At 70.0% G+C, this 22,547-nt stretch carries 23 protein-coding genes and 2 pseudogenes; 10 read left to right on the top strand and 15 right to left on the bottom strand.

Annotated elements, in window-relative coordinates; genetic code table 11:
• Window positions 1–62 precede the first annotated feature (62 nt).
• Window positions 63–395, top strand: a complete 333-nt coding sequence (locus IGS69_RS15725; RefSeq protein WP_190904512.1) for a DUF2516 family protein — start codon at window positions 63–65, stop codon at window positions 393–395.
• A gap of 27 nt (window positions 396–422) precedes the next feature.
• Here the strand turns inward: IGS69_RS15725 and IGS69_RS15720 are convergent, their stop codons facing one another.
• The 5 genes from IGS69_RS15720 to IGS69_RS15700 form a co-directional block, all read right to left on the bottom strand.
• Window positions 423–1,769 carry a PP2C family protein-serine/threonine phosphatase gene (locus tag IGS69_RS15720; protein WP_190900314.1) on the bottom strand — a complete coding sequence of 449 codons (1,347 nt, stop codon included), beginning with the start codon at window positions 1,767–1,769 and terminating at the stop codon, window positions 423–425.
• 623 nt (window positions 1,770–2,392) lie between these two features.
• Window positions 2,393–3,481: a C40 family peptidase gene (locus tag IGS69_RS15715; protein WP_190900312.1), complete on the bottom strand. Its 1,089-nt coding sequence runs from the start codon at window positions 3,479–3,481 to the stop codon at window positions 2,393–2,395.
• 188 nt (window positions 3,482–3,669) lie between these two features.
• Window positions 3,670–4,488, bottom strand: a complete 819-nt coding sequence (locus IGS69_RS15710; protein ID WP_190900310.1) for a class I SAM-dependent methyltransferase — start codon at window positions 4,486–4,488, stop codon at window positions 3,670–3,672.
• 30 nt (window positions 4,489–4,518) lie between these two features.
• A complete protein-coding gene (locus IGS69_RS15705; RefSeq protein WP_190900308.1) occupies window positions 4,519–4,947 on the bottom strand; it encodes a CPCC family cysteine-rich protein in 429 nt (142 codons plus the stop codon).
• Between the two features lie 58 nt (window positions 4,948–5,005).
• Complete coding sequence (locus tag IGS69_RS15700; RefSeq protein ID WP_190900306.1) at window positions 5,006–5,617, bottom strand: dihydrofolate reductase family protein; 612 nt, start codon at window positions 5,615–5,617, stop codon at window positions 5,006–5,008.
• A gap of 299 nt (window positions 5,618–5,916) precedes the next feature.
• Between IGS69_RS15700 and mshA the strand changes: the two genes are divergently transcribed.
• Complete coding sequence (gene mshA / locus IGS69_RS15695) at window positions 5,917–7,254, top strand: D-inositol-3-phosphate glycosyltransferase (protein WP_190900304.1); 1,338 nt, start codon at window positions 5,917–5,919, stop codon at window positions 7,252–7,254.
• Window positions 7,247–7,786: a type III secretion system chaperone family protein gene (locus tag IGS69_RS15690; protein ID WP_190900302.1), complete on the top strand. Its 540-nt coding sequence runs from the start codon at window positions 7,247–7,249 to the stop codon at window positions 7,784–7,786. The genes mshA and IGS69_RS15690 overlap by 8 nt, the downstream gene beginning before the upstream one ends.
• Window positions 7,787–7,792: 6 nt before the next feature.
• Here IGS69_RS15690 and IGS69_RS15685 read toward each other — a convergent pair whose 3' ends face one another.
• Window positions 7,793–8,593 (bottom strand): helix-turn-helix transcriptional regulator, encoded by an 801-nt coding sequence (locus IGS69_RS15685; RefSeq protein WP_190900300.1) that lies wholly within the window; start codon window positions 8,591–8,593, stop codon window positions 7,793–7,795.
• Between the two features lie 49 nt (window positions 8,594–8,642).
• Here IGS69_RS15685 and IGS69_RS15680 point away from each other — a divergent pair, with 49 nt between their 5' ends.
• Both IGS69_RS15680 and IGS69_RS15675 read left to right on the top strand, forming a co-directional pair.
• Window positions 8,643–9,080, top strand: a complete 438-nt coding sequence (locus tag IGS69_RS15680) for a DUF2000 domain-containing protein (protein ID WP_190900297.1) — start codon at window positions 8,643–8,645, stop codon at window positions 9,078–9,080.
• A 113-nt stretch (window positions 9,081–9,193) separates the two neighbouring features.
• A complete protein-coding gene (locus IGS69_RS15675) occupies window positions 9,194–9,529 on the top strand; it encodes a DUF6233 domain-containing protein (RefSeq protein WP_190900295.1) in 336 nt (111 codons plus the stop codon).
• Window positions 9,530–9,637: 108 nt separating this feature from the next.
• Here IGS69_RS15675 and IGS69_RS15670 read toward each other — a convergent pair whose 3' ends face one another.
• Complete coding sequence (locus IGS69_RS15670) at window positions 9,638–10,951, bottom strand: MDR family MFS transporter (protein WP_190900293.1); 1,314 nt, start codon at window positions 10,949–10,951, stop codon at window positions 9,638–9,640.
• A gap of 208 nt (window positions 10,952–11,159) precedes the next feature.
• Between IGS69_RS15670 and IGS69_RS15665 the strand changes: the two genes are divergently transcribed.
• On the top strand, window positions 11,160–11,921 hold the full coding sequence (locus IGS69_RS15665) for a phosphoglyceromutase (protein WP_190900291.1): 762 nt from the start codon (window positions 11,160–11,162) through the stop codon (window positions 11,919–11,921).
• A 195-nt stretch (window positions 11,922–12,116) separates the two neighbouring features.
• Here IGS69_RS15665 and IGS69_RS15660 read toward each other — a convergent pair whose 3' ends face one another.
• A complete protein-coding gene (locus IGS69_RS15660) occupies window positions 12,117–12,332 on the bottom strand; it encodes a hypothetical protein (RefSeq protein ID WP_161329321.1) in 216 nt (71 codons plus the stop codon).
• Window positions 12,333–12,504: 172 nt separating this feature from the next.
• Here IGS69_RS15660 and IGS69_RS15655 point away from each other — a divergent pair, with 172 nt between their 5' ends.
• Window positions 12,505–12,756, top strand: a complete 252-nt coding sequence (locus tag IGS69_RS15655; RefSeq protein ID WP_190900289.1) for a hypothetical protein — start codon at window positions 12,505–12,507, stop codon at window positions 12,754–12,756.
• 21 nt (window positions 12,757–12,777) lie between these two features.
• Here IGS69_RS15655 and IGS69_RS15650 read toward each other — a convergent pair whose 3' ends face one another.
• The 5 genes and pseudogenes from IGS69_RS15650 to IGS69_RS15630 form a co-directional block, all read right to left on the bottom strand.
• Window positions 12,778–13,647, bottom strand: coding sequence for an IS5 family transposase (locus tag IGS69_RS15650; RefSeq protein WP_190900287.1), 870 nt, complete (start codon window positions 13,645–13,647; stop codon window positions 12,778–12,780).
• Window positions 13,648–13,893: 246 nt separating this feature from the next.
• A protein-coding gene (locus tag IGS69_RS15645) for an IS5 family transposase (RefSeq protein ID WP_232543531.1) occupies window positions 13,894–14,690 on the bottom strand; the annotation gives its coding sequence in 2 pieces (ribosomal slippage) (window positions 13,894–14,352 and window positions 14,355–14,690; 795 coding nt in all).
• A gap of 654 nt (window positions 14,691–15,344) precedes the next feature.
• A pseudogene (locus IGS69_RS15640) lies at window positions 15,345–15,725 on the bottom strand (tyrosine-type recombinase/integrase); the annotation flags it as partial.
• Window positions 15,726–16,000: 275 nt separating this feature from the next.
• Window positions 16,001–16,393, bottom strand: a complete 393-nt coding sequence (locus IGS69_RS15635; RefSeq protein WP_190900283.1) for a hypothetical protein — start codon at window positions 16,391–16,393, stop codon at window positions 16,001–16,003.
• The gene (locus IGS69_RS15630; RefSeq protein ID WP_190900281.1) at window positions 16,383–16,685 is read right to left on the bottom strand and encodes a hypothetical protein; all 303 of its coding nucleotides are present in this window, start codon (window positions 16,683–16,685) and stop codon (window positions 16,383–16,385) included. The genes IGS69_RS15635 and IGS69_RS15630 overlap by 11 nt, the downstream gene beginning before the upstream one ends.
• Window positions 16,686–17,119: 434 nt before the next feature.
• Here IGS69_RS15630 and IGS69_RS15625 point away from each other — a divergent pair, with 434 nt between their 5' ends.
• On the top strand, window positions 17,120–18,424 hold the full coding sequence (locus IGS69_RS15625) for a helix-turn-helix domain-containing protein (RefSeq protein WP_190900279.1): 1,305 nt from the start codon (window positions 17,120–17,122) through the stop codon (window positions 18,422–18,424).
• Here IGS69_RS15625 and cutA read toward each other — a convergent pair.
• Entirely contained in the window at window positions 18,421–18,738 is a 318-nt protein-coding gene (gene cutA, locus IGS69_RS15620; RefSeq protein WP_190900276.1) for a divalent-cation tolerance protein CutA, read from the bottom strand. The genes IGS69_RS15625 and cutA overlap by 4 nt on opposite strands.
• A 472-nt stretch (window positions 18,739–19,210) precedes the next feature.
• Here cutA and IGS69_RS15615 point away from each other — a divergent pair, with 472 nt between their 5' ends.
• Window positions 19,211–19,750, top strand: a complete 540-nt coding sequence (locus IGS69_RS15615) for a hypothetical protein (RefSeq protein ID WP_190900274.1) — start codon at window positions 19,211–19,213, stop codon at window positions 19,748–19,750.
• A gap of 180 nt (window positions 19,751–19,930) precedes the next feature.
• On the opposite strand, the pseudogene IGS69_RS15610 reads toward IGS69_RS15615, so the two are convergent.
• Window positions 19,931–20,476, bottom strand: a pseudogene (locus tag IGS69_RS15610) (IS5 family transposase); the annotation flags it as partial.
• A gap of 612 nt (window positions 20,477–21,088) precedes the next feature.
• Between IGS69_RS15610 and IGS69_RS15605 the strand changes: the two are divergent.
• Complete coding sequence (locus tag IGS69_RS15605) at window positions 21,089–22,303, top strand: IS110 family RNA-guided transposase (RefSeq protein WP_190904511.1); 1,215 nt, start codon at window positions 21,089–21,091, stop codon at window positions 22,301–22,303.
• The last annotated feature ends 244 nt before the right edge of the window (window positions 22,304–22,547 follow it).

Raw genomic sequence — 22,547 nt, 5'->3', positions numbered from 1 at the left:
CCCGTTGTACGGGTACGGTGACCGCGTAGGACGAGCCGAGTCAGGTGGTGGACGTTGTGCTGATGCAGGGCTTCGCAGGGTTTATGTGGCTTCTGAGCATGGCCCTGATCGTTTTCAGCGGCTTCGCGTTGTTCGACGCGGCTGTGCGCCGGGAGGACGCCTACCGGGCGGCCGACAAGAAGACCAAGCCCTTCTGGCTGATCATCCTCGGGATCGCCTTCGTGGTGAACCTGCTCTTCCCGATCCTGTCGTTCCTGCCGATCATCGGCCTCATCGCGACGATCGTGTACATGGTCGACGTGCGGCCCGCGATCCGCGCGCTCCCGGGCGGCGGCCGCAGCAGCCGCGGCTCGAGCAGCGACGGCCCCTACGGCCCGTGGAACGGCGGCCGGTAAGGGCTCCCGGAGCAGCCGGAGCCGGGGCTACGGCACCCGGTCCAGCAGCAGTACCGCCACGTCGTCCGTCAGCTCGCCACCGTTGAGGTCGCGCACCTCGTTCACCGCCGCCCGCAGCAGCTGCTCGCCCCGCAGGCCCTCGGCGATCTGGCGGCGGACCATCTCCGTCATGCCGTCCTGGCCGAGCCGCTCCCGGCCCTGGCCGATGTGGCCCTCGATCAGGCCGTCGGTGTAGAGCATCAGGCTCCACTCGGCCCCCAGCTCCACCTGCATCCGCGGCCAGCGGGCGCCGGGCAGCAGCCCGAGGGCCGGTCCGTTGTTGTCGTACGGCAGCAGCCGGGCCGGTTTGCCGGGGCGGGCCAGCAGCGGCGACGGGTGTCCCGCCAGGCAGAGCCCGGCGCGGCGGCCGTCCGGCGCGATGTCCACCGTGCAGAGGGTCGCGAAGATCTCGTCGTCGGCCCGCTCGTGCTCCAGCACCTGCTGCAGCGTGCCCAGCAGCTGGTCGCCGCACAGGCCCGCCAGGGTCAGCGCGCGCCACGCGATCCGCAGCTCCACACCGAGGGCCGCCTCGTCCGGGCCGTGGCCGCAGACGTCGCCGATCATGGCGTGCACGGTGCCGTCCGGGGTGCGGACGACGTCGTAGAAGTCACCGCCGAGCAGCGCGCGTGAGCGGCCGGGGCGGTAGCGGGCGGCGAACCGCAGCGGGGAGCCCTCCAGCAGCGGCGTCGGCAGCAGGCCGCGCTCCAGGCGGCGGTTCTCCTGCGCGCGCAGCCGGCCCTCGGCGAGCCGGCGCTCGGCCGACTCGGAACGCTTGCGCTCCACCGCGTAGCGGATCGCGCGGCTCAGCAGCCTGCCGTCCAGCTCGTCGCGGAAGAGGTAGTCCTGGGCGCCCACCCGTACCGCCTCGGCGCCGCGCTCGGCGTCGCCGGACGCGGTCAGCGCCAGGACGGCGTGCCGGGGCGCGAGCTCCAGCACGTGCCTGAGCACGGCGAGCTCGTCCTCGGAGTCGGCGTGGCCCGGCGCGGGCAGCGCCAGGTCCAGCAGGATGCAGTGGACGTCGTCGGTCAGCAGCCGCCCGGCCTCCGTCAGATTGCGGGCCGTGCGGACGCGGATCGGCTTGCCCGCCTGGTCGAGCATGTCCGGCACGATCGGCGAACCGGCCGGGTCGTCCTCGATCAGCAGCAGCGTCAGGTTGGTGTGGGCGGTGTTGTTCTCCACCTTGTTCGTGGTGTTCCCGGCGGTGTCCGGCGTGCGGCCCGTGGGCGAGGTGTCCTGTACGGACTCCTCGGCCGAGCCGCCGTGCGGGGACGCGGCCTGCGCCTGACCACTTTCCACGGCCGGGATCGCTCTCTGCCGCGGTATGGGTACGGGCATCTTCTTGGGTTCCTTCCCTCCCCCCGAGGGCACGGTGGGGCGAGGGACCTCGACCCACCGAGCCGGACCATAGCGGGTGTCGGCGCCGCATTGGAATGGTGTGAGCCACGCCGCTGTGCCACCGGTCAGTGTCATATGCCGCGATATGCCCCGCAGTTGGACAGCTCGGAGATGCTGCGGGGATGACGAACGTCACGCCGGCGCACGGTTTGTGGGCGACGGGGGGTGCGGTGGGTCACGTGGGTCAGGTCACCGTGGGTGTCCGATATCCGGTGTGACGTGGTCCGGTCGTTCTTCCTGGTGGCGTCCGGTCGTAGTGCCGGGTGGCGTCCGGCCGTCGTCTCCGGTGGCGTTCGGTCGTAGTGCCGGGTGGCGTCCTGCCGCAGTCCCCGGTGGCGTTCGGTCGTAGTGCCGGGTGTCGGCCGGCCGTCGTCCCTGGTGGCGTTCGGTCGTAGGGCCGGGTGTCGTCCGGCCGTCGTCCCTGGTGGCGTCCGGTCGTAGGGCCGGGTGTCGTCCGGCCGTCGTCCCCGGTGGCGTCCGGTCGTAGTGCCGGGTGGCGTCCGGCCGCCCTCCCCGGTGTCGTCCGGCCGCCGTCCCGGGTGCCGTCCGGTCGCCGTCCGCGGTCAGTTGGCGCCGGTGCCGGGGTCCGGGCGGACCACGCCGAGGATGGGCATGGAGCCCGCCCCCGCGATCGTCACGGTCCGGCCGGGGCGCGGGGCGTGCACGATCGCCCCGTCGCCGATGTACATCGCGACATGGCTGGCGTCGCCGAAGTAGATGATGAGGTCGCCGGGCCGCATGTCCTGGACGTCGATGTGCCGAAGCCGCTTCCACTGCTCCTGCGAGGTGCGGGGTATGCCGCGACCGGCCGATATCCAGGCCTGTGACGTCAGCCCCGAGCAGTCGTAGGTCCTCGGGCCCTCGGCGCCCCACTGGTACGGCTTGCCGATCTGGGCCGTGGCGTACTTCACGGCCTTCTTGCCCTGCTCCGAGGCCTTTCCGTCGATCTCGTCGAGGATGCCGGAGTCGAGCCAGGCGGTCTGCGCCTTGATCGCGGCCTCCTTCTCCAGCTCGGCGAGGCGCTCCTGCTCCTCCTTCTGCAGCGCGGACTCGAGCTTCTCCGCCTGCGCGATCTGCTTCTCGATCTTCTTCTGCGCGGCGGCCTTGGCCTTGCGGCCCGCCTCCAGCTTCTTCAGCTGCGCGGAGGCGTCCCTGGCGTACTGCTCCAAGTCCTCCTGGGCGCGGGTCAGTTCGCCGAGCAGGCCCTTGGTCGCGTGGTGGCCCTCGCGGACCCGGCCCGCGCCGTCGAGGAAGTCCTGAGGATCGTCACTCAGCACCAGGTGGGCCTCCGGGGGCAGTCCACCCCCGCGGTACTGGGCTGCGGCCGCGGCGCCCGCGCGGTCCCTCAGTTTCCTGAGCTTCTCCTTGCCCTTGACGATCTTCTTGGCCAGCTCGACGACCTGGGCGGACTGTTTGTCCGCCTTCTCGTCGGCGGCGTTGTACTCGTCGGTGGCGCGGGCCGCGGCGCGGTAGAGCTTGTCGAGCTTCTTGCGGACGGCCTCGAGGTCCTTGGCGGGCGCGAGGGACGCTCCCGCGCTCGGGGTGGGCGAGGGGGTCGGGTTCGCGAACGCCGTGCCCGGTGCGGCCAGCACCGTGACCGCGCAGACCACGGCCACCGCCGTCGCCATCAGGCCACGCTTGCCCGTTCCCATACCTCGGCCCCCAAACTGATTAACCGTCAGTAACGTGCGGTTCGCCTGGGGATGCTGCCATGTCGGCTCGCAAAGCGACAGGGGTAGTACTTCCCGCCACCCCCTCGCCGGTATGCCCCCGGCGACACGATCTCCCCGTCTGTGTGACGAACGACTCACGGAGATCGTTCCAACGTGGATCCGAGAGCTCAGCCGCCCGGAGCCAACGCCTCCCACCGCACCGTCACTTCGCCCTGCCGCCACCGCACCGGCCCGTCCGTCACCGGCCAGTCCGCCGTCAGGTCCCGCACCGCCCGGATCCAGCGCTGGCGGGCGCCGTAGGAGGCGTAGGGCGCGGCCGCCGCCCAGGCGCGGTCGAAGTCGCGCAGGAAGGCGTGCACCGGCTCGCCCGGGACGTTGCGGTGGATGAGCGCCTTCGGCAGGCGTTCGGCCAGGTCCGACGGGCGCTCCAGGGAGCCCAGCCGGGTCGCGAAGGTGACCGTGCGCGGTCCCTCCGGACCGAGCGCGACCCACACGTGGCGGCGCCCGATCTCGTCGCAGGTCCCCTCGACCAGCAGCCCGCCGCGCGACCCGGTCGCCGGGTCCGCCGGCGCGAGCCGCGCGCACAGCCGCTCCCACACGGCCACGACCTCGTCCTCGTCGTACTGCCGCAGCACGTTCGCCGCGCGGACGAGCAGGGGCCGCTGGGGGATCGGGATCTCGAAGCCGCCGTGCCGGAAGACGAGCCCCGCCTGTGTGTAGGGCAGGGCCGCCGCGACCCGGGCCGGTTCGATCTCGACGCCCACCACGCGCGTGCGCGGCGCGACCGTGCGCAGCCGCTGGAGCAGTTCGACGGCCGTCCAGGGGGCGGCGCCGTAGCCGAGGTCGACCGCCACCGGGTCGGCGGCGCGGCGCAGCTCGGCGCCGTGCGTGGCCGCGATCCAGCGGTCCATGCGGCGCAGCCGGTTCGGGTTGGTCGTCCCGCGCGTCACCGTGCCGAAGGGGCGGGCGGCTGCGCGGGGTGTCATGCGTACGAGGTTAAGCGGCCGCCGAGGCTGTCAGGGCGCGAGGTGCCGCCGCCAGTAGGTGGGGCGCCAGTAGTAGAGGGTGGTGAGGTCGCCGGGCATCGGGTCGTGCGCCGGACCCTGCTCGAACGGGTCCCGGCCGGGGTCGGCGGGCCGGAAGCCCGGGTCGACGGGCTCGTCGTCCCGTGGGGGCCGTACGTATCGCCGCATCTCTTCGGTGACGGCACCGATCCGCCGGTAGTTGGCCTGTGCCTCGATCAGGCTCAGGCCGTGGTTGGGGCCGCCGCCGGAGGTGGGGTGGCGGAGCTGGAAGGGGTCCTCCTCCCAGTAGCAGACCGGGCAGATCTCGTAGGCCCACAGCTCGCCGAGGGTGCGGTGGCCGCAGCACGGGCAGGGGAGGAGCTCCTCGAGTGGCGGCAGAGGTGGAGGCGGCGGTGCGGGGTGGTGCCGTGGGCCTGTCATGCCGGTGAGGGTAGGGATCCTCGTGGTCTGCCGCCTCGCCTTTTCCGGTCCCGCGGTGTCACGCCCCGCCCCCGTACGTCCCGAAGCCAGGCGCTCCCGCCGACTCGAAGACGTGCACCGACAGACCGCCCGGCGTCGTCCGGTGGCCGGTCAGCCGCAGCCCCGCGGGGGCGCCGCCGTCCGGGAAGAGCCGCCGCCCCTGGCCGACCACGACCGGCGCGATCGCCAGCCGGAGCGTGTCGACGAGTCCGGCGGCGAGCAGGGACTGGGCGAGACGGGCACTGCCGTGCACCTGGAGCTCCCGGCCGGGCTGCCGCTTCAGCTCGGCGACCTGGGCGGGGACGTCGCCGGACAGGATCGTGGTCGGGTCCCACCCGGCCTCGGTCAGGGTGTGGGAGGCGACGTACTTCGGCAGGCTGTTCATGATCCCGGCGAGGGGATGGCCGGTCATCGCCGGCCAGTCCCGGGCGAAGCTCGTGTACGTCCGGCGGCCGAGCAGCAGCGCGTCCGCCTCGCCGAGCCAGCTGCCGGCCAGCCGCTCGAACTCCTCGTCCAGATGCGGAACGAACCAGCCGCCCCGCTCGAAGCCGTCACTGGTGTCCTCGTCCGGGGCGCCCGGCCCCTGCGAGACACCGTCGAGCGACAGAAACTCCTGCACCACCAGTTTCATCACGCGCCACCCTCTTCCCGCTCGTCACGTCACGTCGAGTCACGTCACGTCGAGTTGCGTCACGTCTTCAGACACTGTGGGGCGCGGGAACTCATCGGCGCGGTGACCCGCCGGGGGTGCCGCGCATGACCCTGCGGGGAACCCGCACGCCTCCGCCCTCGAACGGTTGAGCGACGGGCGGTAATGATTCGGTAAAACTCGCGAATCGGGAAATGGAGCACCTCCCTCCGGTGTTGCACCCCCTCGGAGGGCACCGTGCGCCCTGCGTCAGGCATGCCCGAGGCGAGGAGGAACGCCACGTGAGCCAGTACATCGGCAGGCTCGGTCGGCGCTCCGCGTCGTCGTCCGCGCGCCTGCGGCTGCACCGCAGGCCCCGTCGCGTCGCCATGCTCTCCGTGCACACCTCCCCGCTCCACCAGCCGGGCACCGGCGACGCCGGCGGCATGAACGTCTACATCGTGGAGCTCGCCCAGCGCCTCGCCGCGCACGGCATCGAGGTCGAGATCTTCACGCGCGCGACCGCCGCCGCCCTCCCGCCGACCGTCGAACTGGCCCCCGGCGTCCTCGTCCGGCACGTCGACGCCGGCCCCTACGAGGGCCTCAACAAGGAGGACCTCCCCGCCCAGCTCTGCGCCTTCACCCACGGCGTGATGCAGGCCTGGGCCCACCACCGCCCCGGCCACTACGACCTGGTCCACTCGCACTACTGGCTCTCCGGCCACGTCGGCTGGCTCGCCGCCCAGCGCTGGGGCGTCCCGCTGGTGCACGCCATGCACACCATGGCCAAGGTCAAGAACGCCAACCTCGCCGACGGCGACACCCCCGAACCGGCCGCCCGCGTCATCGGCGAGACCCAGATCGTCTCCGCCGCCGACCGGCTCATCGCCAACACCACCGAAGAGGCAGACGAACTCGTCCGGCACTACGCGGCCGAGGCCGGCAAGGTCGCGGTGGTCCACCCCGGCGTGAACCTCAGCCGCTTCTCGCCCGCCGACGGCCGCGCCGCCGCCCGGGCCCGCCTCGGTCTGCCCCAGGACGCGCTGATCCCGCTCTTCGCGGGCCGCATCCAGCCCCTGAAGGCCCCCGACGTGCTGCTGCGCGCCGTCGCCGTCCTCCTCGACGAACGCCCCGAACTGCGCTCCCGCATCCTCGTGCCCGTCGTCGGCGGCCCCAGCGGCAGCGGCCTCGCCAAGCCCGAGGGCCTGCAGAAGCTCGCCGCGCGCCTCGGCGTCGCGGACGTCGTACGGTTCCGCCCGCCGGTCGGCCAGGAGCAGCTCGCGGACTGGTTCCGCGCCGCGTCCGTGCTGGTCATGCCCTCCTACAGCGAGTCCTTCGGCCTGGTCGCCATAGAGGCGCAGGCGGCCGGCACCCCGGTGCTCGCGGCGTCGGTCGGCGGCCTGCCGGTCGCCGTGCGCGACGGGCACACCGGCTTCCTCGTGCGCGGGCACGATCCGGCCGCCTACGCGCGCGTGCTGGAGAACTTCGCCGACGACCCGCACCTGACGGACCGGCTCGGCGGACAGGCCGCCCGGCACGCCCAGTCCTTCGGCTGGGACACCGCGGCCGCCGCCACGGCGGACGTCTACACGGCCGCGATGCAGGCGCACCGCCGTCGCGTACGCTCGCTGCATGGGTGAAACCGATCAGGAACAGCGCGCGGCACAGGTCGTCGAGGGAGCGCTGAAGGACGCCGACCTGGAGTGGGAGAGCCCCCGGCCCGGCACCTACGTCGCGCAGCTCCCCGGCACCCGCAAGCTCAAGACGACCGTCTCCCTGATCGTCGGCCGCCACTCCCTGTCGCTGAACGCCTTCGTCATCCGCCACCCCGACGAGAACGAGCAGGGCGTCCACCGCTGGCTGCTGGAGCGCAACCTCAAGCTCTACGGCGTGAGTTACGCCGTCGACCAGCACGGCGACGTCTACGTCACCGGCCGCCTCTCCTTGACCTCCGTCACCCCCGACGAGCTCGACCGGCTGCTCGGCCAGGTCCTTGAGGCCTCCGACGGAGCCTTCAACACCCTGCTGGAGCTGGGCTTCGCCTCGGCGATCCGCAAGGAGTACGCGTGGCGGGTCTCGCGGGGGGAATCGACCCGCAACCTCGACGCGTTCGCCCACCTCACCCAGCGCCCTGAGCGCCCTGAGCGCCCCGAGCGGCCTGAGCGGCCCTGAGCGGCCCTAGCGCTGACCCGCCTTGTAGCGCCCCGGCGGCACTCCCACCAGCCTGCGGAAGTGCCGGGTGAGGTGCGACTGGTCGTAGAACCCGGCCGCCACCGCCGTATCGCCCGGTGAGCGCCCCTCCAGGAGCAGCCGCCGGGCGCGCCCCACGCGCAGGGACGTCAGATACTGGTGCGGGGCGATGCCGTAGGCCGTGCTGAACGCCCGTACGAGATGGGCGGGATGGGCGCCGAGCAGCCCGGCGGCCTCCCGCAGGGCGACGCCCTCGACGATCCGCTCGTCCAGCAACTCGCGCAGTCGCCGCGCGAGTTGGGGATCGGCCGGCCGCGGGGAGCCGGGGTCGCCCCGCAGGTGCCCGCGCAGCCGCTCCCCGACGAACAACAGCCTGCTCTCGGCCTCCAGTTCCTCACCGGGCCGCCCCAGCGCGCCGTGCAACTGCCCCACCCTGCGCCGCAGCAGCGGATCGCGCAGATCGGGCCGGTCGACGGCCGCCCCGATGAACTCGTCCCCGAGATGCGTTCCGTCCAGGTACAGCACCCGCTTGCGGAAGCCCTCCGGGGTGACGGGGGAGCCGTTGTGCGGCACGTGCGGCGGCAGCAGCGACACGGTGTCGTGCGGGGTGCCGTGCTCGTGCCGGTCGAGGTCGTACCGGACGGCGCCGGTGTCGACGATCAGCAGCGTCCAGGCGTCGTGGACGTGCATCGGATACGCGTACTCGGTGAACCGCGCGTGGAAGACCTCGACGACACCCGGGACGGCGGGCCGCCAGGCGGAGACGATCCGGGAGGACTCGGAGGCCATGCAAAGAACGTACAAGACCCCGGCGAGGGCTGCCGGGCACGCTCGGACCATGGACACCGCACCCTCCTCGGAGCCGATCCGCTTCGACACGAAGATCGCCGTACTGCTGCGCGCCGACCTGGAGCCGTGGCAGCGCCTCAATGTGACGTCGTTCCTGGTCAGCGGCCTGGGAACGCAGCTTCCCGAGGTGATCGGCGAGCCGTACGAGGACGCGGACGGCGTGCCCTACCTCCCCATGTTCCGCCAGCCGGTCATGGTCTTCGAGGCCACCAAGGAAACCCTGACCACCGCCCACGCCCGCACCCTCTCCCGCGCCCTGCCCCGCGCGGTCTTCACCTCCGACCTCTTCGCCACGGGCAACGACCGTGACAACCGCGCCGCCGTACGGGCCGTGCCGACCGCGGACCTGGACCTCGTGGGGCTCGCCGTGTACGGCCCGAGGAACGCGGTGGACAAGGTGGTGAAGGGGGCGCGGATGCACCCGTGAGCCGACTCGGAGGTGGTCTCCGCGCACTGCCGGGGCCGACGTCGTACGCGGTGCGCGGTGCGCGACGGGTTCCGGGGTGGGAGTACGGCGAACCTGATCCTAGAATCGAACGCATGAACGATCCAGAGTCGCGGCTCGCGCTGCTCCGCTTCCTGGAGCGCGTGCAGGAGCGCGACCTGGCACGCACCCGCCGATGGATCGCGGACGAGGAACGCCGCCAGGCCGAACACCGCCACGGCCTCCTCGCCCGGCCGCCCGCGCCGGACTGGGTGATCGAGCGCGGCCTGTCCGGCCAGGAAGCGGTGTACGTCCATGTAGGCGGCTGCTGGAACGCGGGCCGGCGCGCCAAGGGCGTCGACCGCGACCACGCCCGGCACGCCCTCGCCGACGGGGTCAAGGCCTGCCCGCAGTGCCGTCCGGACACGGAGCTCGGCTTCGTGGACGGGTAGGGACCGCACCCGGGACGGTGGGGGACGGGGCAGGACGCCCGGATTCCGCTCTGGTGACCATGCCGTTGCGCACGATGGTGATGCCCCCGCACGACACCGCGCGCCTGCCTACCGGGCGGGTGCGGCTGTACTCCCCGCCGGTGTGACGGGTTCCTTCTCCTGCGCGTCTTGCGCCACCCGCCGCATCAGCACGGCGTACCCCACCCCGGCCGCCGTCCCCACCAGCGCGCACGACCCCCACAGCCACTCCGCCCCGAACCGGTCGATGACGAACCCGGACAGCAGCGGAGCGACGAGCGCGGCCACGGACCAGGACATCGTGTACATGCCCTGGTAACGGCCGCGCCCGTGCACCGGGGACAGCCGTACGACGAGACTGGTCTGCGTCGGCGCGTTGACGATCTCCGCCAGCGTCCACACGCACACCGTGAGCGCGATGACCCCCAGCGACCCCGCGAAGGCGGTGAGCGCGAAGCCGTAGCCCGCGAGGACGGACGAGACGACCAGCAGCCGACGGGGATCCCGGTGCTCGATGAAGCGGGTGACCGGGATCTGGAGGACCACGATCAGCACGCCGTTGACGGCGATGGCCATGCCGTACTCGGCCGGGGTGAAACCGGCCTCGCCCATCGCCACCGGGAGTCCCACCGCCCCCTGCTGGAAGATCAGCGCGACCAGGAAGGACAGCCCGACGACGCCCATGAACGGCCCGTCGCGCAGTACGGTGCGCAGGCTCACGGAGTCCTCCCGGCGAGCTGCCTCCCTGCTGGCCTGGGGAGCCGCTTCCGTGTCGTCCCGGGGGCCCGCCTCCACCATGGTCGCGGTGGGCTTGGACTCCGGCAGCCGCAGGAAGACGAGGACCGCGCAGACCATCGTCATCCCCGCCTCGATCAGGAACCCGGCGCGGTAGCTGACCTCGGCGATGAACCCGGCGGCCATGGAGGAGACGGCAAAGCCGAGGTTGATGGCCCAGTAATTGAGGGAGAAGGCGCGGACGCGGTCCTCGGGCCGGACGATGTCGGCCATCATCGCCTGCACGGCGGGCCGCGAGGCGTTGCTCGCCATGCCGACGAGGAAGGCGACGCCGGCGATCGCCACCGGGTCGCGCACGAACCCCAGCAGCGCCACGGACACGGCGGTCGAGGACTGCGCGATCAGCAGGGTCGGCCGCCGGCCCAGCCGGTCGGTCATCACCCCGCCGCCCAGCGACGAGACCACTCCGCCGAGCCCGTGCAACGCGGCGACGAGACCGGCGTACGTGGCGGAGTAGCCGCGGTCGAGGGTCAGGTACAGCGCCATGAACGTCGCGACGAAGGCGCCGAGCCGGTTGACCAGCGTGCTGGTCCACAGCCACCAGAACTCACGCGGGAGACCGGAGACCGTCTCCCGGACGGCGCGTCGGGCACGCAGGGCGTACGGCATGGATCCCCCCGGAGGCAACAAGATGTCGGCGGCGCCGGATGAGCGGTGCCGGATGAGCGGCGTTCACGGCGCCTGTAAGTAGCGCCGACCGCATGCGCAAGTTACAAGCCGCCGATTGTCAGGGGCCACTCGATTAACAGATCCGGTCAAACGTCCGCCTGCCGGGCAGCCACGCGAACGGGCGAAAGCGTGGATTACGCTCTGAGGCATGGCCGACGCACCGTACAAGCTGATCCTCCTCCGCCACGGCGAGAGCGAGTGGAACGCGAAGAACCTGTTCACCGGCTGGGTGGACGTCAATCTCAACGAGAAGGGCGAGAAGGAGGCGGTCCGCGGTGGCGAGCTCCTGAAGGACGCCGATCTCCTGCCCGACGTGGTGCACACGTCCCTCCAGAAGCGCGCGATCCGCACGGCGCAGCTGGCCCTGGAGGCCGCGGACCGCCACTGGATCCCCGTCCACCGCAGCTGGCGCCTCAATGAGCGCCACTACGGCGCCCTCCAGGGCAAGGACAAGGCCCAGACGCTCGCCGAGTTCGGCGAGGAGCAGTTCATGCTGTGGCGCCGGTCCTACGACACCCCGCCCCCGCCGCTCGACATCGACGACGAGTACTCCCAGTTCCACGACCCGCGCTACGCGACCCTCCCGCCGGAGCTGCGCCCGCGCACGGAGTGCCTGAAGGACGTCGTCGTCCGCATGCTCCCGTACTGGTTCGACGCGATCGTCCCCGACCTGCTGACCGGCCGCACGGTCCTGGTCGCGGCCCACGGCAACTCGCTCCGCGCCCTGGTCAAGCACCTGGACGGCATCTCCGACGCGGACATCGCGGGCCTCAACATCCCCACGGGCATCCCGCTCTCCTACGAGCTCGACGCCGAGTTCAAGCCCCTCAACCCGGGCGGCACCTACCTGGACCCCGAGGCGGCGGCAGCGGCCATCGAGGCGGTCAAGAACCAGGGCAAGAAGAAGTAACGCGACGCGATCAAGCCCCCTGCCTGCGGTTTTCCCGCGAGTAGGGGGCTTGTTGCTGCACTGGGGCCGTCGCTGGGTGAAAGGGATCTGAGGCCGCTGTCAAGCCTTCTGTCGGCCCTCGGTGAATCACTGTGTGCGCAGGTCCCTGCAGGCGTTGTGCGCTCCGCGCGTCACGGGCCGACCGTCACCAGGTCGTTAGCGGAAGTCGTAATCCTCATCCATGCCGCTGGAGAGCCAAATTTCCTCGGCTCCAGCGAACGAGTGGCCCTCAGGCTCCTCCTCGTAGTCAACCGAGTCCGGACCCTCGATGTGATCCTCGCCGGTCATGCACCGGCAGGGGAAGATCTCCTGGGTGATCTCACCGTTGACGATGCTGTTGACGGCGCGGTCGTGCAAAGGTCCTGTGGGCATACCCCGATGCTACCGAGCCTGATCAATTGCAACCCGGTTCACGGCCCTTGAGGAAAGACCACACGCCCGGTCATCTCGCGCTCCAACGGCCCGTGAACGCCCCCAGTACACAGCCATGGGCCCCGCCAAACAGTTGGAAAATGTGCGCCCCCGCTGGGATACCGTGCCAGTCGTGCCGACCAAGCAAGTCTGTCCGCGCTGCGGGCAGGACTGGATCCACCCGTACCGCTTCAGGGCCGATGGGACACCCTTCTCGCTGTGCACCGAGTGCGACTCGTTGTGGTGGCCGAGCGAAGCGGTTGAGGTGGCTCACGCGAAATTCCTCGATGATGTCGTCGCGGAACGCCTCGGCGTAGAGGGAAACCCGTGGGGCGATCTGGTCTGGGCCGACGTCATCGAGCCAGCTCCAGACCACGGTGCTTAGAGGTCGTTTTCTCCCGTTGTTTCATCCCGGAATCTGCTGTTTGGTCTGCGGTGTCGGGTCGCGCCAGGAGATGGTGTTCTCGCTGGTGAGGCGGCGGGCCATGAGGTCTGTCATGGCGATGTGGATCATGGCTTCGGAGCGGGCGGGCCTGGTTTCGTAGTCGCGGGCCAGGCGGCGGTGGAGCATGAGCCAGCCGTAGGTCCGCTCGACCACCCACCGCTTCGGGATCGGGGCGAACCCCCTGGTCCCAGGCTTGCGTTGCGTGATTTCCATGTCGATGCCGAGGCTGGCGGCGTGCTCGACGAGGTGCTGGCGGTAGCCGCCGTCGACCCACACCTTGCGGATGCGGGGATGTTCGACGGCGACCTGGTCCAGGAGTTGGGTGCCGGCGATGGAGTCCTGCACGCTCGCCGCGGTGACCAGCACGGCAAGGAGAAGGCCCATCGTGTCGGTGACGATGCTCCGCTTCCTCCCGACGATCCTCTTCCCGGCATCGATGCCCTGGCCGGAGGCGAGCACGCTGGTGGAGGTTTTCACGCTCTGCGCGTCGATCACGCAGGCCGACGGTTCGGCCTCCCGTCCTTCCTTCTGCCGTAAGAGTTGCCTGAGCAGGCCATTGAGCTGGGCGAACACGCCTTCCTGCTGCCACCTGGCGAAATAGCCGTAGACCGTGTTCCAGTGCGGGAAGTCGTGCGGAAGGTAGCGCCACTGAACCCCGGTACGGTCCACGTACAAGATCGCGTCCATGATGTCGCGCAGATCGTGTTCCGGTGGCCGGCCGAAGTCCAGGGCCCGGCCGCGGCGCTCGAAACGCCAGGCCGCCAGGACCGGCTCGATCAACTCCCAGCGGGCATCGGACAGATCACTCGGATACGGGCGTCGCTTCGGCATGCTTCCGGCGTACTGCCGCGGACCGAGTGCGCCCAGTCGCACGCCGACGGCGGTCGAAGCACATAACCTCGACGACCGGGCATCCTGAGATGAGACAGGATTAGGGCCTCTTCCGCCCCACCTGCAACCTCCCGCGACTCGCCGGCATCGACAGCCGCGGTGACCTCGCCTGTGCCGCCACCAACCGCTTAGAGAATCACCTGATAAGCGGGCGCCATAGGCGAAAACGACCTCTTAGACGTCGTCTCATTTGGTGAGTCGGCGGTAGCAGATCAGGCTGCAGGCGGTAGCGGTGAAGGCCAGGAAGTGCTCGGCCTTGCGTTCGTAGCGGCGGTGTAGGCGACGGCAGCCGCCCAGCCAGGACATCGTGCGCTCGACGGTCCAACGGTGCGGGCCAAGTCGTGTGGATGACTCGATGCCCTTTCGGGCGATGCGGTGGCGGATGCCCCTCTCGTGCAGCCATCGCCGCAGGTGGTCGTAGTCGTATCCGTTGTCAGCGTGGAGCTTGGCGGGCCGTCGCCTGCGTGGACCGCGGCGGGAACGGATCGGTGGGATGCTCCGCACCAGTGGCTGAAGCGCCTGGCTGTCGTGAATGTTCGCGCCGGAGATGCCGATGGAGAGGGGTAAACCGGTCCGCTCGGTGATCAAGTGGACCTTCGAGCCCTTCTTACCCCGGTCGACAGGATTCGGACCTGTCAGCTCCCCCCTTTCAGGGCCCGCATGTTCACCGAGTCGATCGCACACCGCGACCAGTCCAGGTTTCCACGCGAGCCGAGTTCGTCGAGGATGAGGCGGTGCAGCTTCGCCCACGCCCGGGCGGCGCTCCACTCGGTGAACCGGCGGTGCGTGGTCGGACCCGACGGGCCGAAGACCGGCGGCAACTGCCGCCAGGTGCAACCCGTCGTGGCCACAAAGATGATCGCTGCGAGGACCTCGCGGTCACCGTACCGCCGCCGGCCGCCGCCCTGCGGCCGTGTTGGAGCAGGTGGGACCACCCGCTGAAACAGCTCCCACAACTCGTCCGGCACCATGCGCTCGACCATCACCACATGATGCTGGGCCGAAGCCTGATGGTTGTCACTACCAGCGGCCGTTGACCCGCGGCTCCAGGGTGACGAGGCATGGCAGTTGTCGCCGAATCGGCGCGTTCCTTGTCACCGGCCACAGATCCGGGCCAGAGGCCGGCGTTCTGGACTGAAGGGGCGGGGCGGTCGGATTCGAACCGACGTCCTCCGAGATGATGTCGCGGCGCACTACCTCTGTGCTACGACCCCGCCTTGCTGGTGATCATAGTCCTCACCCACGGCGACGAACAGGCGATAAGAGCTGCCGGGGTCGCCACCAGCACTCCGCCCGTCTCCCTCTCGAACCCCACTCATGCTTCGGGGACAAGAGCGTGCCGGTGTGACAACTATCGAGCCTCGACTCAGGTGCAGACTATCTAGCACTCCAAATGAGACGACGTCTTAGCCCCACGCACCACAAGCGCACCAGATAGTGCGGGGAGCAGCGGGGAGCCACGGTCAAAGCCGCCCCCGCCCGAGGCCACCACGACCAGGACGTTCGCCCAGGTCAGTACCCGAACCAGCCGCAAATGACCGCAGCTTCCCAAGCTGAGAGCGCGAGTTCGATTCTCATCACCCGCTCCACGAAGAAGGCCCAGGTCAGAGACCTGGGCCCTTTTGTGTCCGCCGTGATCACCGGCCGCGTGCCAGATCCGCGCCAGAAGGCTTCTCGGCCGCCTTCCGGGCAGCCTCTTCCCGGGCCTCCCGGACCGTGCCGTCGAGGCAGACGGCGACCTCTTCCTGGCGCTCCTCGTCGGAGTGCTGATAGATCAGCGCGACCTTCTCCGAGGACTGCCTGGCGCGCACCATCGTGTCCTTCAGGGTGGCACCGGACCGGGTAGAGAGCGTGTGCCCGGTGTGCCGCAGGTCGTAGTACCGGAACCCCTCCGGCATGCCGACGATCTCCCGGGCCTTCCGCCACTTCCGCCCGAAGGTACCGCGCCGGAAGGGAGCCCCTTGCTCGCCGACGAAGAGCAGCCCGTCCGGGCCCGGCTCGGCGTGGGACTCCAGATGTCAGCGGAGGGCCTCATGCCAGGCCCCATGGCCTGGCGGTTACCAGGCCCAGCGGGATAGCCGGGCTCGCGGGCAGACGGTCGGAGTGAACGAACATGCCTCTCCTCTGTGTCGCACTGAGAAACCCGCCGGACGGCGGGTCGTGAGGCTGGCGCCCGGGACGTAGTGGGGACGTGCCCCCGGCGCCCGTTCCACCCGCGCCGAATCTCGTTCGTTGCACAATGCGGCGGTCGCCGCGGGCGGAGCTTGTGGACCCCGGCGAAAACCTCCGCCGGTCAGTGCTGCTGTGCTGCTGTGCGCGTCCTGTTAGAAGCCCGGACCGGCGTCTCAGGAACAGGGGTGAGTTCACCGGGCCGCTCAAGCAGGCCCAGCAGCGCACGCGCGTTCACTCCGGCGTCATACAGGCGAGTCGCCGGATCAGCCGACGGGGCCTTCTCCTCCAGGAGTTCGCCCGAGTGCCTCAGGACGATGCGCGCCGTGCCCTGCATGCCCTCCTGCATCCGCGGCACGAGCCTTGCCAGCATGGGCGCCAGTCGTCGCACATACCCCTCCATCTCCTGAAGACTGGCCCGCTGCTCGTCCGGCTGCCCTCCGGGACTCCACAGCACTTCCTCGCACCGCCGCCGGATCTCGTCCGCGTTGAACGGCGCCGCCCGACTAGCTCCCATCGCCGGCCTCCTGCCCCGAGAGCAGTTGCCGTGCCAGCCGAACCAGCTGCGAGACGGCGTCGGTGTCACACAGCTTGCCCGGCCCGCTCATGGGGACAGCCCAGTACGCCGGGGAGTCTTCGCAGCTCGTCCTTGTGACCGGCGGGACGCCGAGCCAGGTGCCCCACGTCAGGCACTCGGCGTCCGGGTGCTGCCAGGCCACGCCCGTGCTCGGCGGAACGAGCGCGTAGTAGCGGCTGCGGGAGGCGATGACGGGGCCGCCGTCGAGCACCTTGGCCAGATAGGTGCTCACCTCAGCGGGGTCGCTGCTGGAGGCGGCAGCACGTACGGAGTCCTCGGGCAAGCGAACCGCGGTGAACAAGTCGCCGCACCGAAGCAAGGTCAACCCGCCCTCGCCCCATTCCCTCCGCGCCTGTGGCCCATCGGAAGCGGCGGCCAGTAGCCAGTCCTCGATCACGAGGACGCGATCACGGTCGATCGAGATCGCAGACGTCCAGACCTTCGCCAAATCGACTGATCTCGTGAGGCGTTGGGTAGTCTCACGCATGGTGGCGGCTCCTCGAAGTCGTCCATGCCCCGGCAGGCCGACTGGACCCGGCCGCCGGAGCTCTTCGCGTCCAGAGTGGTCTTCTCGCGAAGAGCGCACTTCCCGCAGCGCGGTATACCCATGATGGGTAGAGCCCCCAGCCAGACATCCCGCAGACTCAGGTGAGCAGGAAGTGCCGCATGATTCACCAGCTACCGACAGCGCTGCCAAGGGAACTCCTCGCTGACGAGGAGATGCGCCGAGCACTGGAGGCGCACGACTTCGGGACAGTGTTCCGACTCGCGAGAAGCCATGCCGGGATCAGCTACTCGCGCATCGCCGCGGAATGCGACATCAAACCGGATCGGGTCGGCACGCTGGCCAAGGGGCAGGGCAAGATCACAACGATCGACAAGGTCCGGCAGATCGCGGACGCGCTCCGTGTACCGGGGGACATGGTCGGCCTGGCTCCCCGACCGTGGGAGACCGGCGAAACTCCTGCACCCCCGTACGACCCACAGATCGGAGTGACCAGCGTGCGCCGCAGAACCGTCCTCCAAGCCGCCACCAGCACCGGCCTGGCCGCCGCCCTTCCGGCGCTAACGAAACCGCCGGCGCCCCGGCACCTCTCCAACAGTGACGTCGAGCAGTTGCGGCACCGCACGGCCCGTCTGCGCCGACTCGACGAAATCCTCGGCGGCGGCGACACATACCGCGTGTACCTCGGCGAGTACCAGGCCACCAAGGCCTTGTTGCGCACCTCCACCTTCACTCCGGAGTCGCGCCGCCGCATGGTAGCCCTGCTTGCTGAGCAAGCTCAGCAAGCGGGTTGGGCCGCATTTGACGGAGGCCAGCAGAAGCAGGCCGAGAGCCTGTACGAGGAGAGTCGGCACGCGGCCCGCGAAGCTGCTGAAGGTGATCTCCTCGGCAACGCTTACGCGTTCCTCGGCTACCAGGCTGCCGACCGGAATGTGGCGGTCGAGATGGCTGCGAGCAGCTGCGCCACCATCACCGCCAGCACGCCCGCCGGTGTACGTGCGCTCCTGCACGAGCGCATGGCGTGGGCCTGTGCTCTTGCGGATCAGCCTCACCTGGTCGAGCAAGCACTGGACGCCGCTCGGGCCGCTCTCCAAGAGCAGCAGGACGGGGAGCCGCAGCCGGACTGGGCAGCCTGGGTCGACCAGACGGAGCTGGACATCATGACCGGCCGCTGCTGGACCGAGCTACGCCGTCCTCTGCGGGCCGTGCCGGTCCTCACGCGAGCGCTCGACCGCTTCGACGATCACCACGCCCGGGACAAGGCCCTGTACCTGTCCTGGCTGGCCGACGCCTACCTGGCTGCCGGCGAGGTCGAGGAAGCCGCGCGGGTGACAGGCCGCGCCTGGGACCTGTCCGTCGGAGTAGCGTCCGTACGCCCCCGGCAGCGCCTGGCCCCGGTACTGGAACAACTGCGCCGGCACCAGGACGTGAGCCTCGTCCGCAACGTGTTGGAGAAGGTCGCCTAGGGCTGCACGGTGTCCTCGATCCACTTCATACACCGCTGCGCCCCGTGGATCGGTGCGGCGATCACCTCGGGGTTGTCCCACGGGTGGTTCTTCAGCAGGTACGCCTCGAGCTCGGGATAGCGGTCGCTCGTGGTGGTGAGCAGCAGCCGCCACTCCTCCCCTTCGCCGAACTCGCCGAGGTGCCAGAACACGGACGCCACAGGGCCGATGATCTGTGACCCTGCGGCGAGGCGCCCCTTGACTGCACCCTTGGCGAGCTCGATGGCTTGCTCACGTTCCGGTGTGGCGGTCGACACCTGCAGAAACTCAGTCATGCGGTGAGCGTAGCGATCAGGGGCCGCTCTGTTGAGACCGCCGGGTACGGCCCGTGCGCTTCACAATGACCCACGCACTCCGGCCAGCGGTCTTCCTGCCGTTAGCCCCCTCCCCACGACTCGTTCGGACTCCGCATCTACACAGACGACTTCGCGCCCGCCAGAGACTGAGTTACAACTTTCTCTACTGGTTCAAGGCGGCTCGCTCCGCTCGCCGCGCGCGGCCCGGCCCCCGGCCGGGCCTGCGCTCCTGCCTCCGTCCCGCTCCAGCCCGGCCGGCGTCCGTGCCGCGCGCACAGCAGTCAGCCACCTGATGCCAGAGAAGGGGTACGTCGTGGCTGGGGCGGTCGGCTCCACGGTTTTAGAGGCCGTTCTCTTTCCGAAAGCCGTGCGGATTCCGCTGGTCAGGCATGAGATTGCGGCTGTGGCGGGAGTCTCGACCCGTTGCTGATCGAGTCGGTGGGGGTGGCGGATGCCGTCGATGCGGGCGGTCCTGGAAACGCGGCGGAAGGCCGCTGCCGTGCGGGTGGATGAGCTCGAAGCCGAACTGAAGCGGGTGCGGGCAGACTTGGCGGATGCCGAGGAGGTTCTCAAGCTTCGGACGATCGGCCTCGAGCAGTATCTGGAAGCGCTCGCCGAGGAGGAACAGCCGGCCGAGACAGTCGTTGGCCCGTCGCCGAGGACGCCGGCGGGCCCGCGCCGTGCGGTGCCACATCGACAGAACGCGGCCGGAGTCGAAGACCTGTCGGTGGACTACCAGGCGGTGATGGCAGCCGCGGCCGAGGCCGGGAACCACGGGCTGGGTGCCCGGCGGGCGGCCGTGGTGCTTGGCTCGGACAGTGCCTCGGCCTCACGCGTCGAGGGCGCGAGAGCACGGCTGAAGAGGCTGGTGGAACGGGGCTGGCTGGTGGAGACGAAGCCCGGGAGGTTCACCCTGCCGTCAGGACTGCAGGCCGACGAGATCGTGCGGCCAGGCGGCGGCTCATCAGGGCGATCATCGACCAGCGGATGACGGCTTCGCTCGTGTCGGGGCGGCGTTCGTAGTCCCTGACCAGGCGGCGGCTGCGCAGAAACCACGCAAAGGACCGTTCGACGACCCAGCGGCGGGGAAGGGCCTGGAAGAGCCTCGGACGTCTTCACTGCGGCGGACGATGTCGAGGACGAGGCCGAGGTGCTGGCTGGTCCAGTCGGTGAGGTGGCCGGTGTAGCCGCCGTCGGCCCAGACCCGGGCCAGCCGCCGGAAGCGGCCGGCCGCCGCTGCCAGAAGGGACCGGGCGCCGCCCCGGTCGGTCACGGAGGCCGGTGTGACCAGCACGGCCAGGAGAAGTCCGAGCGTGTCGGTGAGCAGGTGCCGCTTGCGACCGTTGATCTTCTTGCCCGCGTCGAAGCCCCGTGAGCCGAAGGTGACGGTGGCGTCTGCCTTCACCGACTGCGAGTCCACGACCCCCGCGCTCGGCTCGGCGCTGCGGCCTTCACCGGCGCGGACGGCTTCCCGCAGCCGGTCGTGCAGCTCGGTGACCAGTCCCGTGTCCCGCCAGCGGGCGAAGAAGGCGTAGACGCGCGGCCAGGGCGGGAAGTCCGCGGGCATTGCCCGCCACTTGATGCCGTTGTCGACGAGGTAGCGCACTGCGTCGATCATCTGCCGGTGGCAGTAGCCCTCCGGACGCCCGCCGCGGCCCGAAAGCCAGCCCGGCACCGGCAGAAGGTCCCTCACCACGGCCCACTCGGCATCGTTCATGTCCGAGCCGTATCGGGGCCGGCGCTGCGGCCGGTCGACCGCGCTCCCGAACCTGTGGGCGAGGCAGTCACACCCACGAGTGGACGAACTGGACTCGGCGACCATGACCACGCGACACTTCGACAACAGGGCCTCTTGCTTCTCGCTGGACTCGACATCCGCGAGCTACCAAGAGGCCCTTCCTTCATGCACCCGCCCCGGACAACTCACGCGAACCAGGACCCCGTTCGAACCTGCCCGACCGCGCGAGCGGATAAAGAACAGGCAGTTAGGCAGCCACCATGGGCGAGCCTCGAAGATCATGGCCCCAACGTCGTGCTTCACCGGGCAGGTCCACAGACTGCCCGACGCGCCGGAAGCTTACGGGGCCGTGATCACTCGCCCCATGGCAGCTCCCGCCCAAAGTCGCTCCGTAAGGTGTTTGGCGGTCCGGAAGAGTGGGGCGTGGCTCTAAAGTCGCTTGCCCCCGGTGGCTCCGGTGGAGTGGCCGCCCCGCTCTTCGGGACGCCCGGGCCGCTGATTGAGATGTGCGAAACGGTCGCTGCTTACGGAGCTGACGGCGGGGTGTCCTCGGACCGGAACGGCACGCTGTCCGAGGTCGAGGAGACGCACATGAACGCACAGGTGCCCTGTTTATGGGTCGGTATCGACGCCAGCAAGGCCCACCACTGGTGGGTCGCCATCGACGACACCGGAACCACTATCTGGAGCCGGAAGGTCAGCAACGACGAGGCCGTCATCCTCGCCGGCCTAGGCGAGGTCCTCGCGATGGCCGCCGAGGTCCGCTGGGCAGTGGACCTCACCGGCACCGCCCCCGCCTTGTTGTTGGCCCTGCTCGCCGACCACGGCCAACGAGTCATCTATGTGCCGGGCCGAACGGTCAACCGCATGGCTGGCGCCTACAGGGGCGAGGCCAAGACAGATGCCCGCGACGCCTATGTCATCGCCGAAACAGCCCGTCTGCGGCAGGACTTCGCCCCCGTGAAGATCCCCACGGACCAGGTTGCTGACCTGGCTCTGCTCACGACCCACCGTTCCGACTTGATCGCCGACCGGGTCCGCCTGCTCAACCGTCTCCACGACGTGCTCACCGGCATCAGTCCCGCCCTGGAAGCGGCCTTCGACTACGCCGACCACAAGGGCGCCCTGGTCCTGCTCACCGGCTACCAGACCCCCGCAGCCCTGCGCCGCTGCGGCCAGGCCCGCCTGACGCGCTGGCTCGCCGCACGAGGCGTGCGCCACCCCGAAACGGTTGGCGCCACCGCCCTCGCCGCCGCGCATGCCCAGCACATCCAACTGCCCGGCCAAAACACGGCCGCGGGCATCACCGCAGACCTCGCCGCGCAAGTGCTGGCCCTGGACAAACGGCTCAAGCAGCTCGACCGGCAGATCAGCGACGTCTTCCACACCCACCCGCAGGCCGCCGTCACCGAGTCGATGCCCGGGATCGGCCCCATCCTCGGCGCCGAGTTCCTTGTCGCCGCGGGTGATCTGGCTTCCTACCCCGACGCCGGTCACCTCGCCTCCGCCGCCGGCCTGGTCCCCGTCGCCAAAGACTCCGGACGCCGCACCGGCAACCTCCGCCGGCCACAGCGCTACAGCCGCCGCCTGCGCAGAGTGTTCTACCTCTCCGCGCAGACCAGCATCATCCGCGACGGCCCCAACCGGACCTACTACCTCAAGAAACGAGCCCAGGGACACAAGCACATCCCCGCCGTCATCGCCCTCGCCCGCCGCCGCACCGACGTCCTCTGGGCCCTGCTACGCGACGACCGCCCCTTCACCACCAGCCCACCAGCAAGGACACACACCGCTACAGCCGCTTGACTCGGTCATTAAGACTCCACCGACCTCGTTCATGGGCTACGCCGAGAAATACTCCCACTTTCAGTCCGCTCGCTTGCCGACGTAATCAGATCGAACAAGCTCTCAAGAAATTTTCACGAGTCGGCACTCGACCCAGTTCGACATGAAGGTCGGCATAGCGGAAGACCAAGCTGCTGTCGGGATGCACGCTTCGGTGTGTCGGATTTACGCTAAGGAGTAGCGGACCGTCCCATGGCGGTCACGT

The organism is Streptomyces tuirus, assembly GCF_014701095.1.
GTDB lineage: Bacteria > Actinomycetota > Actinomycetes > Streptomycetales > Streptomycetaceae > Streptomyces > Streptomyces tuirus.
The sequence above is the reverse complement of the archived record's forward strand: the minus strand, read 5'-3'. Positions and strand labels throughout refer to the sequence as shown.

What these genes read in the sequence shown, in the direction of transcription:
- IGS69_RS15725 (WP_190904512.1), top strand. Translation starts at nt 63, where the DNA reads ATGCAGGGCTTCGCAGGGTTTATGTGGCTTCTGAGCATGGCCCTGATC.
- IGS69_RS15720 (WP_190900314.1), bottom strand. Translation starts at nt 1,769, where the DNA reads ATGCCCGTACCCATACCGCGGCAGAGAGCGATCCCGGCCGTGGAAAGT.
- IGS69_RS15715 (WP_190900312.1), bottom strand. Translation starts at nt 3,481, where the DNA reads ATGGGAACGGGCAAGCGTGGCCTGATGGCGACGGCGGTGGCCGTGGTC.
- IGS69_RS15710 (WP_190900310.1), bottom strand. Translation starts at nt 4,488, where the DNA reads ATGACACCCCGCGCAGCCGCCCGCCCCTTCGGCACGGTGACGCGCGGG.
- IGS69_RS15705 (WP_190900308.1), bottom strand. Translation starts at nt 4,947, where the DNA reads ATGACAGGCCCACGGCACCACCCCGCACCGCCGCCTCCACCTCTGCCG.
- IGS69_RS15700 (WP_190900306.1), bottom strand. Translation starts at nt 5,617, where the DNA reads ATGAAACTGGTGGTGCAGGAGTTTCTGTCGCTCGACGGTGTCTCGCAG.
- IGS69_RS15690 (WP_190900302.1), top strand. Translation starts at nt 7,247, where the DNA reads ATGGGTGAAACCGATCAGGAACAGCGCGCGGCACAGGTCGTCGAGGGA.
- IGS69_RS15685 (WP_190900300.1), bottom strand. Translation starts at nt 8,593, where the DNA reads ATGGCCTCCGAGTCCTCCCGGATCGTCTCCGCCTGGCGGCCCGCCGTC.
- IGS69_RS15680 (WP_190900297.1), top strand. Translation starts at nt 8,643, where the DNA reads ATGGACACCGCACCCTCCTCGGAGCCGATCCGCTTCGACACGAAGATC.
- IGS69_RS15675 (WP_190900295.1), top strand. Translation starts at nt 9,194, where the DNA reads ATGAACGATCCAGAGTCGCGGCTCGCGCTGCTCCGCTTCCTGGAGCGC.
- IGS69_RS15670 (WP_190900293.1), bottom strand. Translation starts at nt 10,951, where the DNA reads ATGCCGTACGCCCTGCGTGCCCGACGCGCCGTCCGGGAGACGGTCTCC.
- IGS69_RS15665 (WP_190900291.1), top strand. Translation starts at nt 11,160, where the DNA reads ATGGCCGACGCACCGTACAAGCTGATCCTCCTCCGCCACGGCGAGAGC.
- IGS69_RS15660 (WP_161329321.1), bottom strand. Translation starts at nt 12,332, where the DNA reads ATGCCCACAGGACCTTTGCACGACCGCGCCGTCAACAGCATCGTCAAC.
- IGS69_RS15650 (WP_190900287.1), bottom strand. Translation starts at nt 13,647, where the DNA reads ATGCCGAAGCGACGCCCGTATCCGAGTGATCTGTCCGATGCCCGCTGG.
- IGS69_RS15635 (WP_190900283.1), bottom strand. Translation starts at nt 16,393, where the DNA reads ATGGGAGCTAGTCGGGCGGCGCCGTTCAACGCGGACGAGATCCGGCGG.
- IGS69_RS15625 (WP_190900279.1), top strand. Translation starts at nt 17,120, where the DNA reads ATGATTCACCAGCTACCGACAGCGCTGCCAAGGGAACTCCTCGCTGAC.
- cutA (WP_190900276.1), bottom strand. Translation starts at nt 18,738, where the DNA reads ATGACTGAGTTTCTGCAGGTGTCGACCGCCACACCGGAACGTGAGCAA.
- IGS69_RS15615 (WP_190900274.1), top strand. Translation starts at nt 19,211, where the DNA reads ATGCCGTCGATGCGGGCGGTCCTGGAAACGCGGCGGAAGGCCGCTGCC.
- IGS69_RS15605 (WP_190904511.1), top strand. Translation starts at nt 21,089, where the DNA reads ATGAACGCACAGGTGCCCTGTTTATGGGTCGGTATCGACGCCAGCAAG.